Annotated in this window: 16 protein-coding genes; 11 read left to right on the top strand and 5 right to left on the bottom strand. The window is 40.9% G+C overall.

Annotated elements, in window-relative coordinates:
- The first annotated feature begins 78 nt into the window (after window positions 1-78).
- Window positions 79-966 carry a DMT family transporter gene (locus MKX41_RS25730; protein ID WP_340973702.1) on the top strand — a complete coding sequence of 296 codons (888 nt, stop codon included), beginning with the start codon at window positions 79-81 and terminating at the stop codon, window positions 964-966.
- A 104-nt stretch (window positions 967-1,070) separates the two neighbouring features.
- Complete coding sequence (locus MKX41_RS25735; RefSeq protein WP_445671348.1) at window positions 1,071-1,727, top strand: 2OG-Fe(II) oxygenase; 657 nt, start codon at window positions 1,071-1,073, stop codon at window positions 1,725-1,727.
- 81 nt (window positions 1,728-1,808) lie between these two features.
- Here the strand turns inward: MKX41_RS25735 and MKX41_RS25740 are convergent, their stop codons facing one another.
- The gene (locus MKX41_RS25740; RefSeq protein WP_340973705.1) at window positions 1,809-2,417 is read right to left on the bottom strand and encodes a zf-HC2 domain-containing protein; all 609 of its coding nucleotides are present in this window, start codon (window positions 2,415-2,417) and stop codon (window positions 1,809-1,811) included.
- Window positions 2,414-2,896 carry an RNA polymerase sigma factor gene (locus MKX41_RS25745; protein WP_042184069.1) on the bottom strand — a complete coding sequence of 161 codons (483 nt, stop codon included), beginning with the start codon at window positions 2,894-2,896 and terminating at the stop codon, window positions 2,414-2,416. Before MKX41_RS25745 ends, MKX41_RS25740 begins: the two co-directional genes overlap by 4 nt.
- 196 nt (window positions 2,897-3,092) lie before the next feature.
- Here MKX41_RS25745 and MKX41_RS25750 point away from each other — a divergent pair, with 196 nt between their 5' ends.
- Window positions 3,093-3,434: a nitrous oxide-stimulated promoter family protein gene (locus tag MKX41_RS25750; RefSeq protein WP_076299956.1), complete on the top strand. Its 342-nt coding sequence runs from the start codon at window positions 3,093-3,095 to the stop codon at window positions 3,432-3,434.
- A 52-nt stretch (window positions 3,435-3,486) separates the two neighbouring features.
- On the opposite strand, the gene MKX41_RS25755 is transcribed toward MKX41_RS25750, so the two are convergent.
- On the bottom strand, window positions 3,487-4,839 hold the full coding sequence (locus tag MKX41_RS25755; protein WP_076286682.1) for a uracil-xanthine permease family protein: 1,353 nt from the start codon (window positions 4,837-4,839) through the stop codon (window positions 3,487-3,489).
- Between the two features lie 38 nt (window positions 4,840-4,877).
- Complete coding sequence (guaD, locus tag MKX41_RS25760; protein WP_340973706.1) at window positions 4,878-6,242, bottom strand: guanine deaminase; 1,365 nt, start codon at window positions 6,240-6,242, stop codon at window positions 4,878-4,880.
- A gap of 234 nt (window positions 6,243-6,476) precedes the next feature.
- Between guaD and MKX41_RS25765 the strand changes: the two genes are divergently transcribed.
- From MKX41_RS25765 to MKX41_RS25800, 8 genes are all read left to right on the top strand, one after another.
- Window positions 6,477-6,665, top strand: a complete 189-nt coding sequence (locus MKX41_RS25765) for a hypothetical protein (protein WP_042184077.1) — start codon at window positions 6,477-6,479, stop codon at window positions 6,663-6,665.
- A 238-nt stretch (window positions 6,666-6,903) separates the two neighbouring features.
- A complete protein-coding gene (locus MKX41_RS25770) occupies window positions 6,904-9,285 on the top strand; it encodes a phosphoketolase family protein (RefSeq protein WP_340973708.1) in 2,382 nt (793 codons plus the stop codon).
- Window positions 9,286-9,384: 99 nt separating this feature from the next.
- Window positions 9,385-9,729 carry a PfkB family carbohydrate kinase gene (locus MKX41_RS25775; protein ID WP_340973710.1) on the top strand — a complete coding sequence of 115 codons (345 nt, stop codon included), beginning with the start codon at window positions 9,385-9,387 and terminating at the stop codon, window positions 9,727-9,729.
- A 51-nt stretch (window positions 9,730-9,780) separates the two neighbouring features.
- A complete protein-coding gene (locus MKX41_RS25780) occupies window positions 9,781-10,227 on the top strand; it encodes a GNAT family N-acetyltransferase (protein WP_076286680.1) in 447 nt (148 codons plus the stop codon).
- A 1-nt stretch (window position 10,228) separates the two neighbouring features.
- Entirely contained in the window at window positions 10,229-11,149 is a 921-nt protein-coding gene (gene rihC / locus MKX41_RS25785) for a ribonucleoside hydrolase RihC (protein ID WP_340973712.1), read from the top strand.
- 33 nt (window positions 11,150-11,182) lie between these two features.
- Window positions 11,183-12,598, top strand: a complete 1,416-nt coding sequence (gene dcuC, locus MKX41_RS25790) for a C4-dicarboxylate transporter DcuC (RefSeq protein ID WP_340973713.1) — start codon at window positions 11,183-11,185, stop codon at window positions 12,596-12,598.
- Between the two features lie 189 nt (window positions 12,599-12,787).
- The gene (locus MKX41_RS25795; RefSeq protein WP_076286677.1) at window positions 12,788-14,110 is read left to right on the top strand and encodes an MFS transporter; all 1,323 of its coding nucleotides are present in this window, start codon (window positions 12,788-12,790) and stop codon (window positions 14,108-14,110) included.
- Entirely contained in the window at window positions 14,082-14,996 is a 915-nt protein-coding gene (locus tag MKX41_RS25800; protein WP_340973714.1) for a polysaccharide deacetylase family protein, read from the top strand. Before MKX41_RS25795 ends, MKX41_RS25800 begins: the two co-directional genes overlap by 29 nt.
- Window positions 14,997-15,033: 37 nt before the next feature.
- Here the strand turns inward: MKX41_RS25800 and MKX41_RS25805 are convergent, their stop codons facing one another.
- Complete coding sequence (locus tag MKX41_RS25805) at window positions 15,034-15,453, bottom strand: hypothetical protein (protein ID WP_042184087.1); 420 nt, start codon at window positions 15,451-15,453, stop codon at window positions 15,034-15,036.
- Window positions 15,454-15,643: the final 190 nt, after the last annotated feature.

Below are 15,643 nucleotides of genomic sequence, written 5' to 3' on the forward strand. Positions count from 1 at the left end.
ATGGGTGGGGTCTATTTTTTTTGGCGTAAGGCTGTAATGGGAAAATTGTGGAGTCGGTATTATTGAAAGGTGATTTAAATGTTAAAAGCTTATGGTTGGCTCACTTTTTGTGTAGTCGTATGGGGCAGTAATTTTGTGTTTGGAAAGATCTTAGTTGAGGACTTCTCCCCCGGTCTATTAACTTCACTGAGACTTTTATTTATAGTGTTATGTCTAGTAGGAATAACGGCTTACAAAAAGAATTTTAAGCTGGTGAGTATATCGGATGTATTCCTAATTTTATCTCTAGGTGTTATTGGTGTGTTTATTAATCAATGGTCCTTTTTTAAAGGGCTGCAAACAGCTGATCCAACAACATCTGCAATCATTTTAGCTATGACTCCTATTTTAACTGGTTTATTAGCGGCAGTTTTTTTAAAGGAAAGATTAACGATCCGTATGTTGATGGGGTCTATTCTAGCGATCATAGGCATTTATTTTGTCGTTGTAAAAGGGGGATCCTCCTCTTTGCATTTTGATAAAGGACTACTGTGGATTGTTGTAACGATGATAACCTTCGCCATTATGATTATTATGACTAGGGTACTCTCACAAAGAATAGATCCGTTCACGATTACTTTATATTCGAATCTGGTGGGCTTTATTGTATCGATCCCATTTGCCTTCTCGCTAGATACACCTGTACGAATGAGCTCGAATATTACGGATTGGGCTCTTCTGATCGGAACCGCTGTTGTTGTACATGGTGTAGCTACACTGGTTTGGAATAACAATATTCGCCATGTTGATGCTTCAAAAGCGTCTGTATTATCTAATTTAGAACCTTTTGTAGCTATGATCATGGGATTGATATTATTGTCCAAACCTATTACAGGTGTAGAAATATTAGGGTCTTTGTTCATTCTAGCAGGAGTTATGCTATCTACGTATCAACGAAAAATGCGATATAAGCAAACAATAGGCTGATTTTCTAAGCCTTTTGATGTTCTGAAGTTAATCAAGCAAATAAAACCATTTTATGGTATGTTTTTTTGCGATGGATGTTATAACTTGGGAGCTGCATAAGGATGATAGGGAATACGACAGGGAATGCGACAGACAAAGAACGGACGATATTTGATCATGCTGGAAATACGATTAAGACAGAAGATCGAGAGATTCGAATTCTTGCCAAGTATGAGGAACCGCTGGTTGTCTTGCTAGGAAATGTGCTTAGCGATGAGGAGTGTAATGAGTTAATTGAATATTCTAGGCAACGATTGCAACGTTCAAGAGTTGGTGAAGACCATGCGGTCAATCCAATTAGAACGAGCAGTGGTGTGTTCTGTGAGGAGAATGAGACGGTTACAAGAATCGAGAAACGATTCTCTCAAATTATGAATATTCCTATCGAGCATGGTGATGGCTTGCAAGTTCTGCTGTATATCCCTGGCCAAGAGTATTTACCCCATCATGATTTCTTCACACAAACGAGTCGAGCAAGTAGCAATAATCGAATTAGTACGCTCGTGATGTATTTGAATGATGTGGAGGAAGGTGGAGAAACAGCTTTCCCTATGCTTAATTTAACAGTGAGTCCTAATAAAGGTATGGCGGTCTACTTTGAATATTTTTACGATAATCATGAATTAAACCAGTCCACCTTGCATGCAGGTACGCCGGTGATCAAAGGCGAAAAGTGGGTTGCAACAATGTGGATGAGAAGACAAGTCCTTCGCTCATCATAGAGGTATGAACATGTACTAAGTTCCATATGGAGTATTAGAAAAGACACCTTAAAGGGTGTCTTTTTCGTTTAACGGCAATGTCTACTCCACCAAAACGCCATTAATAAACGTCATAGTTTTATCTTTGAATTCAAGGATAAATTTGTTTGGAAAATCCAGATCGGTTTGAATCTCCGTCCCCAACATAACTTTTTTTCCTACATCATCAAAGGGATTATGAATCAAGCCTCTAGGGGTATATTTAGTTTCGGAACCGATCACATTATTATTTTCATCGCGGATAAATTTAGTTTTTCCTGAGAACACCAAGTCCTTGCCGTTTTCCAAAGTCAGATGAACCTCCAAATGAGTCTTTGTCTTCTGATAATCGATAGTCACATCTTTAGAGGACACAGGGAAGCCAATCACAAAAAGTCCAATAAGAGCTGCAGCCAGTATGATTACCGATAAGATGGAAAGGACGATTACCTTTATGTTTTTTGATTTCACCTTTTTAAAATAATTAAGATTGTTAACCTCTTCTTTATCAACAATAGGCACGTTTAGATTTGCTGTTGCGGTCATTTCATGATATGACTGAAGGCAGCTTTCGCAGGTTTGCAGATGTTTTTCAATCTCTTCGTTGCTATGTAAAGAGGTTAGCTTTTCGATATAGGAGGGCAATAAATCCTGAATGATCTCGCATTTCATGAAGATCTTCCTTTCATTAATTTTTGTTTTCCACGGTAAAAGGTAACTCTTGCCCAGGTTTCATCCCTTCCGAGAATTTCGCCAATTTCCCGAAAGCTGAACTCTCCGGTCAAACGCAGATACAATACTTCCTTGGTATTTGGATCAAGTAAATGAAGCTGTTTAAATAACTCCATTTTGTCTTGAGCTAAAATGAACTCAGTTTCTGTTGAATTTGCGTTAGAAAAAGGAGGGTCTTCTAATTCACAAGTCTTCCTTTTGTTCTGCTTGTCCAGTTCCTGATACCACACATGCTTAGCAATCTGACAAAGCCATACATATACTTTGCAGGTTCCATCGTATTTGTGTATGGACTTTATAGCTCTATAAAAGGTTTCTTGGGTGATTTCTTCTGCCAGTAAGTGATTATGACAAAAACTAAATACGAATTTATATACTTGGGTTGAATATTCCCTGTATAATTCCTCGTTGTCCTGCATCCGTTCACCTCCTCACTTTATATATCCGTAAAAAGCTATAAACGTTACAGCCTTTCTAAAATAATTATGAGTATAACGAAATAACGCCTCGGGTGTGTAGTATGATAAAAATCCTTAGAAATGTAAAAAAAGAAGGACTGCTTTTCCTCTATAATTAGATGAGATCTTATTGTATAAGTTACAAGGGGGCTCATAAATGACAATAAAGGTGAACCGACAGTTAAATGAAGGTCCTAAAATTCAAAAAGAACAAGATATTGTCACGAAAATGATTCGTATATATTGTAAGAAAAAACATCACCATAAGGGGCTTTGCAACGAATGTCAGGATCTAAACGATTATGCTCTGAAGAGGTTAGCTTATTGTAAGTTCGGGGAAGTGAAAACGGCTTGTGCTAAATGCCCTATTCATTGTTATAAACCGGAGTATCGTCAAAGAATAAAAGGGGTTATGCGTTTTTCAGGTCCATGGATGTTACTGTATCATCCCATTGAGTCAATTAGGCATATTCCATTACCCAATAAGCTGAGGAAATAAGTAAAAAACGGACATCATTTGATGCCCGTTTTAAGATCTAGCATTTTACGTTCTATTTTCCACTAGGCAATAATTTATTCAATAAGATCGCAGCCAATGAAGCCGCTAGTATAGGTGAGCCCAATAAATATTGCACGAATGAAGGTAAGGAATGCAAGTAGTCGCCAGGAATGAGTACCAAAGCTAACGTGATAATCATCGGTATTGCGATAATGTACATTTCTTTCTCGCCAATGGTTACGTTCTTCATCACCTGCACACCATTAATTGCAATGATCCCGCAGACGATAGCGAAGACGCCGCCGATTACAGCGGATGGTATGGAAGAGATCAGAGCAGCTAATTTACCAGAACAACCGAAGAGGACAAACCATCCTCCTACTGCGAGGAAAACCCGGCGGGAGGCAACACCTGTGATGGAGATAATGCCCGCATTGGTAGAATAGCCTGTAACAGGTGTTGAACCGAGTGCAGAAGCAATAAGACAGCCAATCCCCTCACCGATAACCCCTTTATTAATATGTTCGTCTGTTAAAGGTTTATTGATTACGTTGCTGACAGCAAACCAGGTACCTGTTGTTTCAGCTAGCAGTACGAGATAAATAATAACCATGGTGATAATAGCCGAAAAGTTGAACGAGAATCCGAAATCTACAAAAGCGATACGCGGCATGCTAAACCAGTTCGCTTTGCTAATCGCTGAGAAATCTAACACACCCATCATGTTAGCAGAGATACATCCAACTACTAACGCCATCATGACGGAAATAATTCGGAAGATCGATCCTTTATTACGGAACATAGAACCGAGAATCACGAATAAAAGGAGTGTACCTGCTGAAATAAGGGCTAACAAAACGTTCTGATTGATTGAAGCGCCTGAAGCTCCATAGATATTGTCTCTTATAGCAACAGGTAATAAAGAAAGACCAACTATGAATATGATCGTACCACCTACAATGGGTGGGATAAAGTTCTTAACGATTTTATTAAAGATCCCGACATAGCCCAAAATAATAACTAGAACCGCACCGATTAAGCTGGCACCTAACACGGAACTCCAACCCAGCTCCCCGCCGCCACTAGCGGCATAAATACTGACAATCGCACCAAGCGGAACATAAGATGGACCTTGCGCGATAGGAAGCTTCATACAGAAATAAGTCTGCACAATCGTTGCAAGTCCAGCAGCAATAAAGGTAGATTGAATCAACGCGCTTGACTGATTCGGTTGTAAGCCGATTAACATTGCAATCAGGAAAGGAACTACATAAACGTCCATTGCCAATACATGTTGAAAGCCTAGGATGATGGATTTACCGAAGGAAACTTTTTCATCGGGTAGAACGGTTAATAGTTGTGACTTCAATGGCGCTTGATCTTGTACGTTTGCTTGTGTTTCCACTCAGATGCCCACCTTATATTTTCTAGTTTTATCGATCCTTAACGTGAATGAACCTTTTCACCCTGTACCCAGACTTCACGGATATTCTCAGGTCGAGCTAAATACATCATCTTTTGAAACACGTCCTCTAAATCTTCATTCCCATCAAAAATAGGCAATCTAGCCGATGGTAATTTCGTATCAATAATTTGAACATCCCATGTATAGCCTTCTAGTATCCGACCGATAGGTAAGCTTAAACTTTTACCACCGCCAGCAGTAGCAAGATAGAAAGCTTCATCAATCTTAATCCGTGATCCTAATAATCCACGCTCTTGTGCAGGAAGGGAAGGATTAACGCCATCCTCTAGCATTCTTGAAGACATTACAGCTTGTCTTATGTTATCGAAGAGACTAGGTGAAAAACCGCCAGAAATATCAGACCCTAAACCAATCTCTACACCTTTGGAGTGGAAATGAGCGATAGGGATGACACTATTGGCAAAATAAGCGTTTGATATTGGACAATGCGCAATAGCCGTTCCTGTCTCCGCAAATAACTCTACATCTTCTTCTTCTAAAAAATTACAATGTGCCATTACAGATTTATCACGGAGTAGACCGAAATCATGCAAGGCAAAAGCATCGTTCTTCTGGAATCGTTCTTGTACATAACCATGTGCCCAATCACTTTCACTACAGTGCGATTGAATATGAGTATCATATTTGGCGGCTAAGTCTCCTAAACCTTGCAAAGCCTCATTTGTACAGCTAGGAATGAACCTAGGTGTCACTACTGGATAAACGCCTTGCTTAGTAGATTTGGCTAGTTCTTTTACCGCTAGTATAAATTCTTCTGTATCTTTAATTGCGGTGCCGGTGTCAGTGTCGCGATAGTATTCTGGATTTCCTTGAGGGTCGTCCATTACCACTTTTCCAACGAGTCCGCGTTGCCCTTTATCCGCACATATTTGGGCTAATAGTAAACTGGCTTCTTTATGCACCGTTGCAAAATAAAGGGCTGTAGTAGTTCCGTTCGCGAGTAAAGTATCAACCACATCAGAGTAGACCTTTTTAGCAAAATCCAGGTCCGAAAACTTAGACTCCAGTGGGAAGGTGTACGTATTTAACCAATCATAGAGTGGAATATCTAATGCAGTTCCAGATTGAGCCCACTGCGGGGCGTGAACATGCAAGTCGATAAAGCCAGGCAACAAATACTGACCTTCAGCTAATCGATGGAAGTTGTCTTGGTCTTGATAAGTAGCTAGTAAAGTTTGATAGTCGGGTTCTTCTGGTGAAACGATCTTTTCTATCATTCCATCTGTATTAATGCAGTAGAGATGGTCTTTTAAAATTTGAATTTCCTTTGGTGATTTGCTTGAAAATGAAGTGCCTAGGAATATTTGCATATATTCAGTCATGATTTCCGCCTTAATGTTCGTCTTTTGGTGTTCGTTTGTTATTATAATCCGTAAAAAATGATAAGTCTATACCTAAAGTCGAACGAACAAAGGGGTTGGGCGCTGAATTATGCTCTGATTAGATCAAAATTGTTAGGATTACGTAAAATGTATGCGGTTACTTACTTATGCTATAATACATATAGACAAATTAGGTTAAGCGCTTAAGAAAAATGGATTAGGAGTGTTACTGAAATGAGAAGATATAACTTTTGGCGTCCGATCATGCTAATTATTGTCGCGTTGCTTACGAGAAGCCTGGTGACTAACGTATGTATTTTGTTTGGTATGCAGACTGAAGTAGCGAGTAGTATAGGTACGCTGGGGATGGTCATCGCCGGTTTAGTGATGTATAATCGCATGAACATTCGTCGTCGAAAATAACGAATAAATTTCTAGAATCCGATCCATCCGGTTGAAATTATGCCCTAATTCCATTATAGATATCGGTGACTAAGAGTAAGACTGGGGAATTTTTCTCGGTCTTATTTTTTTTGTTTTGTACAAAATAGAGTTAAGCGATCAAGCATAACCTTATCGAAAAAAGTGTCTCTATATTTTTAATGATATTTAAAATACGGCAAAGTAAAAGCAAAAATAATAAAATTTTGGGAGTGGAAAAATGGTATTATCCATGGAATGTGATTACTCATCAAAAGTTTATTTAGAAAAACTCAATGCCTATTGGCGTGCTACCAACTATGTTTCCGTAGGTCAACTGTATTTGAAAGATAACCCGTTGTTAAAGGAGCCGATGAAGGATGCAGATTTAAAGATTAAGCCCATCGGACACTGGGGCACTATTCCAGGCCAAAATTTTATTTATGCCCATTTGAACCGTGTAATTACTAAATATGATTTGAACATGTTCTATATTGAAGGTCCTGGTCACGGTGGTCAGGTTATGGTTTCAAATTCCTATCTGGATGGTAGTTACACGGAAATTTATCCTGAGATTAAGCATGATATCACAGGTATGAAGAAATTGTTCAAACAATTCTCATTCCCAGGTGGGATTGCTTCACATGCCGCTCCTGAAACACCTGGCTCTATTCATGAGGGCGGCGAATTAGGTTATTCTCTTTCTCATGTTGTCGGTGCCATACTGGATAATCCTGATTTGATATCGGCTGTTGTGATTGGCGATGGCGAGGCTGAAACTGGACCACTAGCTACTTCATGGTTCTCCAACAGATTCATCAACCCAGTTACCGATGGTGCGGTCCTGCCGATCTTGCACTTGAATGGATTCAAAATCAGTAACCCAACGATCTTATCTCGTCAATCGAAAGAAGAAATTACCGCCTACTTTAAAGGTATGGGGTGGCAACCATTCTTTATTGAAGGTGAAGATCCTGATCTAATGCATCCAGAAATGGCCAAGGTGCTCGATACTATCGTCGAAAGAATTGAAGAGATTCAAAAAAATGCGCGTGAGAACAATGATCTTACTCGTCCGGTCTGGCCAATGCTGGTCTTCCGCTCTCCTAAGGGTTGGACAGGTCCAGAACAATGGGAAGGTGTGCCCATTAATAATTCGTTCCGTGCCCATCAAGTGCCAATTCCGGTTGACCAAAAAAATATGAAATACGCGCCAGCGTTGCTGGAGTGGCTGAACAGCTATAGACCGGAAGAGTTATTCGACGACAATGGCCGTTTGAAAGCTGAAATTGCCGAGATCCTGCCTTCAGGAGACAGCCGTATGGCAATGAATCCTGTAACTAACGCCGGCAACCTGATTAAAGACCTGCATTTGCCAGATTACCGCAACTTTGCGCTTGATAATTCCGTACCAGGTCAAGTTATTGCACAAGATATGTCTGTTCTGGGTAAATACCTGAAGGAAGTTATTACTCTTAACGAAGGAAATCGCAATTTCAGAATTTTCGGACCGGATGAAACGATGTCTAATCGTCTGGGACCTATCTTTGAAGTAACCAACCGGCAATGGCTGGATCAAATTAAGGAACCAAATGATGAATTTCTCTCATCTTATGGACGTGTTATCGATTCTCAATTGTCCGAGCATCAGGCAGAAGGTTTTCTTGAAGGGTATGTGTTGACTGGCCGTCATGGTTTCTTTGCAAGTTATGAAGCTTTCTTGCGTGTGGTCGATTCTATGATTACTCAACATTTCAAATGGCTGCGTAAGGCAAAGGATCAAAGCTGGCGTGCAGATATCCCATCCTTAAATGTGGTGGCAACTTCAACCGTATTCCAACAAGACCACAATGGTTACACTCACCAAGATCCAGGGATATTAGGTCACTTAGCTGACAAGAAGTCTGAATTTATCCGTGAGTATTTACCTGCGGATGCGAACTCCTTGCTGGCTGTCTTTGATACTGTCTTAAACGACCGTCAAAAAATAAACCTAATCGTTACGTCCAAACAACCGCGACTACAGTGGTTTAGTGCTGACGAAGCACAAGAATTGGTTGGAAAAGGCCTGAAGATTATTGATTGGGCAAGCACCGATCAAGGTGGAGAGCCGGATGTTGTCATTGCTTCTGCAGGTACAGAACCAACAATTGAAAGCTTGGCAGCAATCTCCATACTGCATGAGAAACTGCCTGAACTTAAGATTCGATATATCAACGTGGTGGACTTATTAAAACTAAGAAGTCGAAAACAGGATCCTCGTGGCTTATCTGACGAAGAGTTTGATCAGTTTTTTACAAAAGACAAACCTGTTATCTTCGCTTTCCACGGTTATGAAGGTCTGATTAGAGACTTTTTCTTTGAGCGTCATAACCATAACCTGCATGTACATGGATACCGTGAGAATGGGGACATTACAACTCCATTCGATATGCGTGTATTGAATCAGATGGATCGCTTTGACCTGACGAAGGAGACTATTCTCAGCTTGTCTGATGCGGATGAACATAAGACCATCTTGGATGAAATGGATGCGATCCTTAAGAAACATCATCAATACATTCGTGAAGAGGGAAATGATTTACCAGAAATAGAGAACTGGGTGTGGAAGCCACTGAAATAAAAACATGGTGTAACGGGTGTAGTGAAGTAAAAGACATCTTAGGGTGTCTTTTACTTTTTATGATAATTTTTACCTTTGACAGAATGAATGCGATTTCATATGATATATGTAACCGGTTACCTAGATTTGGACAATCATAAAATCACATATACTTGTCGCATCTTAAAGAGGAATCATATTTTTTTTAAGAATGTGGAACCGGTTCCACATACCTCAACAGGAGTCTCATCCGTCATTATTTCTCCAAACGAGCAAGAAGCAGAAATGCTTATGAAGTCCCTTGGTTTTCGCGAAAAGTACAAAGAAAAGCTAATTGTCACAAACGGAAAAGATGGAATTATTTATTACAAAAATGGAGAAAATATTTTCATCAAAGCGCCAGAGGTTCAAACAGTAGATACCATGGGTGCAGGGTCGGTGCTCAAGGAGGGATGCCTTTATTAAAAGAGCTGAAACAATTCATGGGCTGAGGGTATACTAGGAGGCGATTCTTTAATGCTAAGAAAAGAACCAAACGCATTAACACCACAGATGTATGCTGAGCTTCGCCGAAAAGTAGATTTTCAAGAATATTCATTAGAAGATGTCGCACAGGCCTTAGAGAAGACGCTATTTTCAGTTGTTATATTCGATGATCATAAACCAATTGGTATTGGTCGAATTGTCGGTGACGATAGAATTGTGTTCTTCATTAAGGATGTAGTAGTTGATCCTGAATACCAGAAGCAATCAATTGGATATACTATTATGCATTCCTTAATGAATTACATTCAGGAAAAAGCGTGCGAGAACGCATATATAGGTTTAATGGCTACGCCGAATACAGAGAAATTCTACGAGAAATTCGGATTTATTCAACGTCCTAATCAGGATTTTGGCCACGGAATGGTTAAATTTGTAGATAAATCATATAAAATTGATAACCCGATGGAGGATAAATAATATGTTAAAAAGACCAATTATAATTGATACAGATCCTGGGATTGATGACGCAGTAGCTATAGCTATTGCTTTGTATAGTGAAGAACTTGATGTCAAGCTAATCACAACTGTAGCAGGGAATGTGGGCGTAGACAAAGTAACAAACAATGCATTAAAGCTGCTGAAATATTTTAAAAAGGAAGTTCCCGTTGCCATGGGTGCGGCTGCCCCGCTGATTAGAACACCTCAAGATGCGAGTAATGTGCATGGTGTTAGCGGAATGGAAGGTTTTGATTTTGAAGAACCTACAAATGATCTTTTGCTTGAAGAGAATGCAGTTAATGCCATGTATAAGGTGATTAAAGAAAGTACAACCCCGATTACGCTTGTTCCGATTGGACCGCTTACGAATATTGCATTATTGTTGAAAATTTATCCCGAGGTAAAAAATAACATTCAAGATATCGTTCTAATGGGGGGATCAGCCTCCAGAGGAAATATGGGGGTAATGTCTGAATTTAATATTCATGTGGATCCGGAAGCTGCAAAAATTGTGTTTGATAGTGGACTTCCGATTGTTATGGCTGGTTTAGACGTTGGATGGAAAGCGCTTGTATTACCAGAAGACTCTGCCCAATTAGAAAACATGAACGATGTTGGGAAAATGATTCACAGCCTCTTTCAGCGGTACCGTGGCGGCAGCATGAAGACCGGGTTAAAAATGTATGATAGCTGTGCCATTGCCTATTTGTTAAAACCAGAAATGTTTGAAACGGTTGAGGCTCACGTGGATATCGAACTGAACGGCAGTATGACAGCAGGAACTACAATCGTTGATTTGAAAGGATATTTAGGTAGACCTAATAATGCCAAAGTGTGTCTTGATATCGATCAGCAATTATTTCGAGAATGGCTATTAGATAGCTTGAGAAAGTGCAACTAACGAACTAACACCAACTAAATGGGGGACAGCGCGATGGACATAATCATGTACGGCTCTGCGATTCTGGCGATTGTTATTATTGTATATATGTTAATAAAGCAGATGGATATTAAGATTACACTATTCTTCATTGGTATTGTTCTAATGTTCATTGGAATACTAATGGGTAATGGAATAAGTGCTAAAGGGTTTGAATCTTCGGGTGCTGTATGGTTAGATCCATTGGTAGCCATAGCGGACCAGTTTAAATCGTCACTCACATCTGCTGGTTTTATCATTCTTATTCTTGGTGGATATACAGCATACATGTCCTATATTAATGCGAATGATGTGACCGTCAATGTATTAACGAAACCACTAGGTAAAATTAAATCGGTATATATTCTTGTGCCAGTAGTCTTTTTGCTAGGAAATTTGTTGTCTCTTGTAATACCTAGTGCCTCAAACCTGGCTATAATCTTACTTGCAACATTATTCCCTGTGTTGAAAAAAGCTGGAATGTCAACGTTATCCGCAGCTGCGATTATTGCAACATCTGCGACCATCGTACCAACGCCAATGGGCGGGGATAACGTGGCAATTGCAACTGAATTAGCACAATATGCTGAGTATGCAGGTTTGACCGTAACAGATTATGTATTCCGTTACCACGCGTTAGTCTCCATCCCTACATTATTAGTAATGGCTGGTGTACATTATTTCTGGCAAAAACGTATGGATAAAAAGATGGGCGTCGACACAGAACACGCAGAAGTTGAACTAAGGGATGTTAAGCTAGTGGAAGGTGGAAAGCTGTTTACAACGGTTTACGCTTTGTTGCCAGTGCTTCCTATCCTGTTCTTGATCGTAGTATTTATACTTCAATCTGCATCTAGTATGACTATTAATATAAGCGTTGAGGTAGTTGCCTTATTATCTTTCGCTATTGCGATTGTTTGTGAATTAATCCGTAAAAGGAATGCAAAGCAAGTGTTAGATGGTACAGAGCATTTCTTTAAAGGCATGGGCAGCGCGGTTCCAATTGTTGTTCTGCTGGTTGCGGCTTCTGTATTCGTTACTGGATTGAAATCAATTGGACTTATTGAATCCTTGGAAACAGCGATGACTGGTATTCACGGTTCCAGCCTTGGATTTATTCTTCCACTCATTCTCGTTGCCTTGACTGCTCTAATCGTTATTTTGAGCGGTAGCGGTACGGCGCTCTTCTATTCGATGATTCCTTTATTGGTTCCTCTTGCTAACGCTGCGGGTATTAACCCAATTGCAGTTACAGTGCCAATGGGTCTTGCAGGTAACCTGTTTAGAGCAGTTTCTCCAGTCGCGGCCGTTGTTCTTATTGTAGCTGGCTCCGTTAAGAAGAATCCGATTGAGATTGTAAAACGCACATCTGTGCCAATGCTTGTGGGTGTAGTCTTTATGTTCATCCTGTCCATGATCGTATTTTTATAACTAGGATATCCGGCGTAGCATAGCTGCTGTTCTGGCTCCATTAAGTATTCAGAAGGGGATGTTCCATAGCCAATGTTCATGGCTATTAGGACATCCCCTTTCGCTATTTCTTAGACTTTTTATCCCTACACTCCCAGAGAATGTGGTAATATATTACAATTAGACGATTACCATATGGGAGGTATGTGAGTGAAGCATAAATGGATGAACTCGCCGTACACCTTTGCTTTAGGGATGTTTGCGATGATGGTTCCCAGTCAGGCTTTTAGTTCTTTTTACAGTTATTTTTATGTGGAGAAATTGGGCTTGGGCATTGGACTTGCTACACTGGCCAGAACAATCTTTCTGATCTGGGATGCGGTGAATAATCCGCTGTTTGGATACTGGTCAGACCGCACAAATACCCGCTATGGTCGGCGTAGACCCTGGGTGTTCGGCTCGATTCCGCTATTTATGCTGGCGTTTGTGCTGGTGTTCTCTCCACCCGGCGGATTATCTGAAAATGGACTCTTCACTTGGTTTCTAGTGACACTTATTTTCTATGAGGCTGTCGCTACGGTCTTGTGGGTGAACTATGGCGCACTGCTTCCGGAGCTCTTCCGTGGAGATCGTATTCGGGCAAAAGCCTCGGTGATTCAGCAAGGGTATCAAGTGGTTGCTCTGTTAATCGGTACGGCTCTAACGCCAAAACTTTTCGCAGCAATTAACTTCTCTAATATGGCTATTGTGTATGCCTGTGTCTTCGGCGTGTTTATGTTTTTATGTATGATGAATGTCCAAGAGAAGAAAGAGACCACTAAGACTGAACCGTTGAAGCTCATCCCGGCTTTTCGGGAGACGATTCGGAATAAGAAGTTCTGGGTGTTTAATATTTCGAACTCTTTTGCCCAAACGGTTAACGGACTTGTAAGCTCGATGATTCCTTTTTATGCAAAATATGTACTACATATCTCAGAAGCACAGGTGTCTATCATGCTCGCAGCTGTCTTTGTCTCGGTCATTCCGCTAGTGTTTGTGTGGTACTGGATCATTCGTAAGATGGATGGGGTCAAGGCATGGCGGCTATCGCTTATCCTATATGCTTTATCTGTCATTCCGCTATGGTTCGGGTATGATCTTGTAAGTGGTGTGGCCGCTGGCATCGTTGTCGGTTTCGGACTAGCAGGATTTCTAGTAACCCCGGCAATCGTAGGTGGCAAAATTATTGATGAGGATGCGGAGAAGACAGGTCTGAGAAGAGAAGGCATCTATACCGCGGTAAGTGGATTCATCACTCGCTCGAGCGGATTAATCTCGGCGCTGGCTTTTTTCATTGTAGGGATGATCTTTGGTTACAAGGGTGGCGATGACCCAGGGTCTGATCCAGAAGCAACGTTCAGGTATTTAATAAGCGTGGTGCCGTTATGTCTGCTAGCGATATCTGTTGTCATATCTTTTACTATTAAGTTTACATTTACGGGGCAATTGAGAGGTGATGCTGACTATGAGCAAAAGATTAATCATCAATTGTGATGATTTTGGGCAAAGCCCTGCCATGAATCAGGCGATTATGCATCTATTAGAAGAGGGAAAAGTATCTTCAGCGACGATAATGGCGGTGGCCCCTGGATTCGAGGAGGCGGCTAGATGGTGTAGCCGTAGGCAACAACGAAATGTGGGCCTTCATTTGACGATGACTAGTGAGTTTGAGGCTTTACGCTGGAGCAGCCTGACGTGGGACTCTTCACTACATGACGATGGTGGGCATCAATATAAGACGGTAAAAGAGTTTGAGCAGGGGGCACAGACAAAAGCTGTGCTGAAGGAGATTGTTGCGCAGTATGAGAGAGTGAAACAATCCGGAATAGTGATTAGTCATGTAGACAACCATATGGGAAGTTTATATGGCATGGAAACGGGACGCAGCTTGCTCCCGCAGACGTTGTGGAGAATTTCGCGCTGGAAATTGCCATCACGGTTCTTTCGATACATCCATCCAGAGGATCCTCTTCTGGGATCGCTGAAAAATATTGAACGTCCTGTTGCACTTGGATCCGGGCTGGCCGATACACTTGGAGTCCCGATTCCTGATTACTTGTTGTCGCATCCTTTTGGTGTGGAAGAGGGTGAGACGTACGATCGTTTCAAACAATCCATTATCGCCAAGATGTATTCGCTACCCGATGGTGTTAGTGAAACCTATATTCATCCCGGAATCGACGATCCGTGGATGCTTGCAAATATACCACATTGGGAGAAGCGAGTCTGGGAATATCGTCTACCCTTTGATGATGATTTTACCTATGCGATTCGTGATGCTAGTGTTGAATTAACAGACTATCGCTATGTACAGGAGCATTTAAAGCGCCCACGGGTAAAATCTGCGGGGAGACTGTTGAAGAAACTGATAAGTTCATGAGGAAAAATAAAAAGACACCTTGAGGGGTGTCTTTTGACTATCCCATTAAACCCTTCAGTCCATTCAAAAATGGGGAAATAGATTTAATCATATTGTAGCCCATTTTCACAACCGGCATTGTTCTTTGGATCATCCCTACGAAGCCCATAATTCCACCGAATCCTGAAGCGCCTGAACTTGCAGACTCGGCAGCCCCTGCAGCTCCTCCTCCCATTCCGAAAAGTGAGCCGAATAATGGCATGAGTCCTGATACGTTCGCTTTCCGGGAGCGGGAAGAAGAGTGTTTTTTTGATTTTTTGTTTTTATTTTTATTTTTACGTGGTTTGGATAGGGTCAATCCATCCTTATCGAGGCCAGTTATCCATCCTACATACGTACGTCCATCATGAAGCGTAACGCACACAGGTCTACCCTTGAGCTGTTCAGCTCGCTTGCGAATTTTTGCTCTGTTTGACATTTGTGGATCACCTCATTGGTCTATTTAATTATATATTACTCAGATATTCCGGTGTTGCTTGTGCGGGTTCATCATTAATATGAAAAGAAAGTCCAAAAAATTGGATGAGGAAACGTTATACATAAATATCGATTTCCAAGTATCTCTCGTGAAAGCCCATTGCATTTATAAAGGTGTTCTTCCGCTTATA

It is taken from the genome of Paenibacillus sp. FSL R5-0475 (assembly GCF_038004585.1).
Taxonomy (GTDB): domain Bacteria; phylum Bacillota; class Bacilli; order Paenibacillales; family Paenibacillaceae; genus Paenibacillus_AQ.

Excerpts from the sequence above, each read along its gene's own strand:
- MKX41_RS25770 (WP_340973708.1), top strand. The coding sequence starts at position 6,904 with ATGGTATTATCCATGGAATGTGATTACTCATCAAAAGTTTATTTAGAA.
- MKX41_RS25765 (WP_042184077.1), top strand. The coding sequence starts at position 6,477 with ATGAGAAGATATAACTTTTGGCGTCCGATCATGCTAATTATTGTCGCG.
- dcuC (WP_340973713.1), top strand. The coding sequence starts at position 11,183 with ATGGACATAATCATGTACGGCTCTGCGATTCTGGCGATTGTTATTATT.
- MKX41_RS25800 (WP_340973714.1), top strand. The coding sequence starts at position 14,082 with ATGAGCAAAAGATTAATCATCAATTGTGATGATTTTGGGCAAAGCCCT.
- rihC (WP_340973712.1), top strand. The coding sequence starts at position 10,229 with ATGTTAAAAAGACCAATTATAATTGATACAGATCCTGGGATTGATGAC.
- MKX41_RS25730 (WP_340973702.1), top strand. The coding sequence starts at position 79 with ATGTTAAAAGCTTATGGTTGGCTCACTTTTTGTGTAGTCGTATGGGGC.
- MKX41_RS25740 (WP_340973705.1), bottom strand. The coding sequence starts at position 2,417 with ATGAAATGCGAGATCATTCAGGATTTATTGCCCTCCTATATCGAAAAG.
- MKX41_RS25745 (WP_042184069.1), bottom strand. The coding sequence starts at position 2,896 with ATGCAGGACAACGAGGAATTATACAGGGAATATTCAACCCAAGTATAT.
- MKX41_RS25750 (WP_076299956.1), top strand. The coding sequence starts at position 3,093 with ATGACAATAAAGGTGAACCGACAGTTAAATGAAGGTCCTAAAATTCAA.
- guaD (WP_340973706.1), bottom strand. The coding sequence starts at position 6,242 with ATGACTGAATATATGCAAATATTCCTAGGCACTTCATTTTCAAGCAAA.
- MKX41_RS25780 (WP_076286680.1), top strand. The coding sequence starts at position 9,781 with ATGCTAAGAAAAGAACCAAACGCATTAACACCACAGATGTATGCTGAG.
- MKX41_RS25805 (WP_042184087.1), bottom strand. The coding sequence starts at position 15,453 with ATGTCAAACAGAGCAAAAATTCGCAAGCGAGCTGAACAGCTCAAGGGT.
- MKX41_RS25775 (WP_340973710.1), top strand. The coding sequence starts at position 9,385 with ATGATATATGTAACCGGTTACCTAGATTTGGACAATCATAAAATCACA.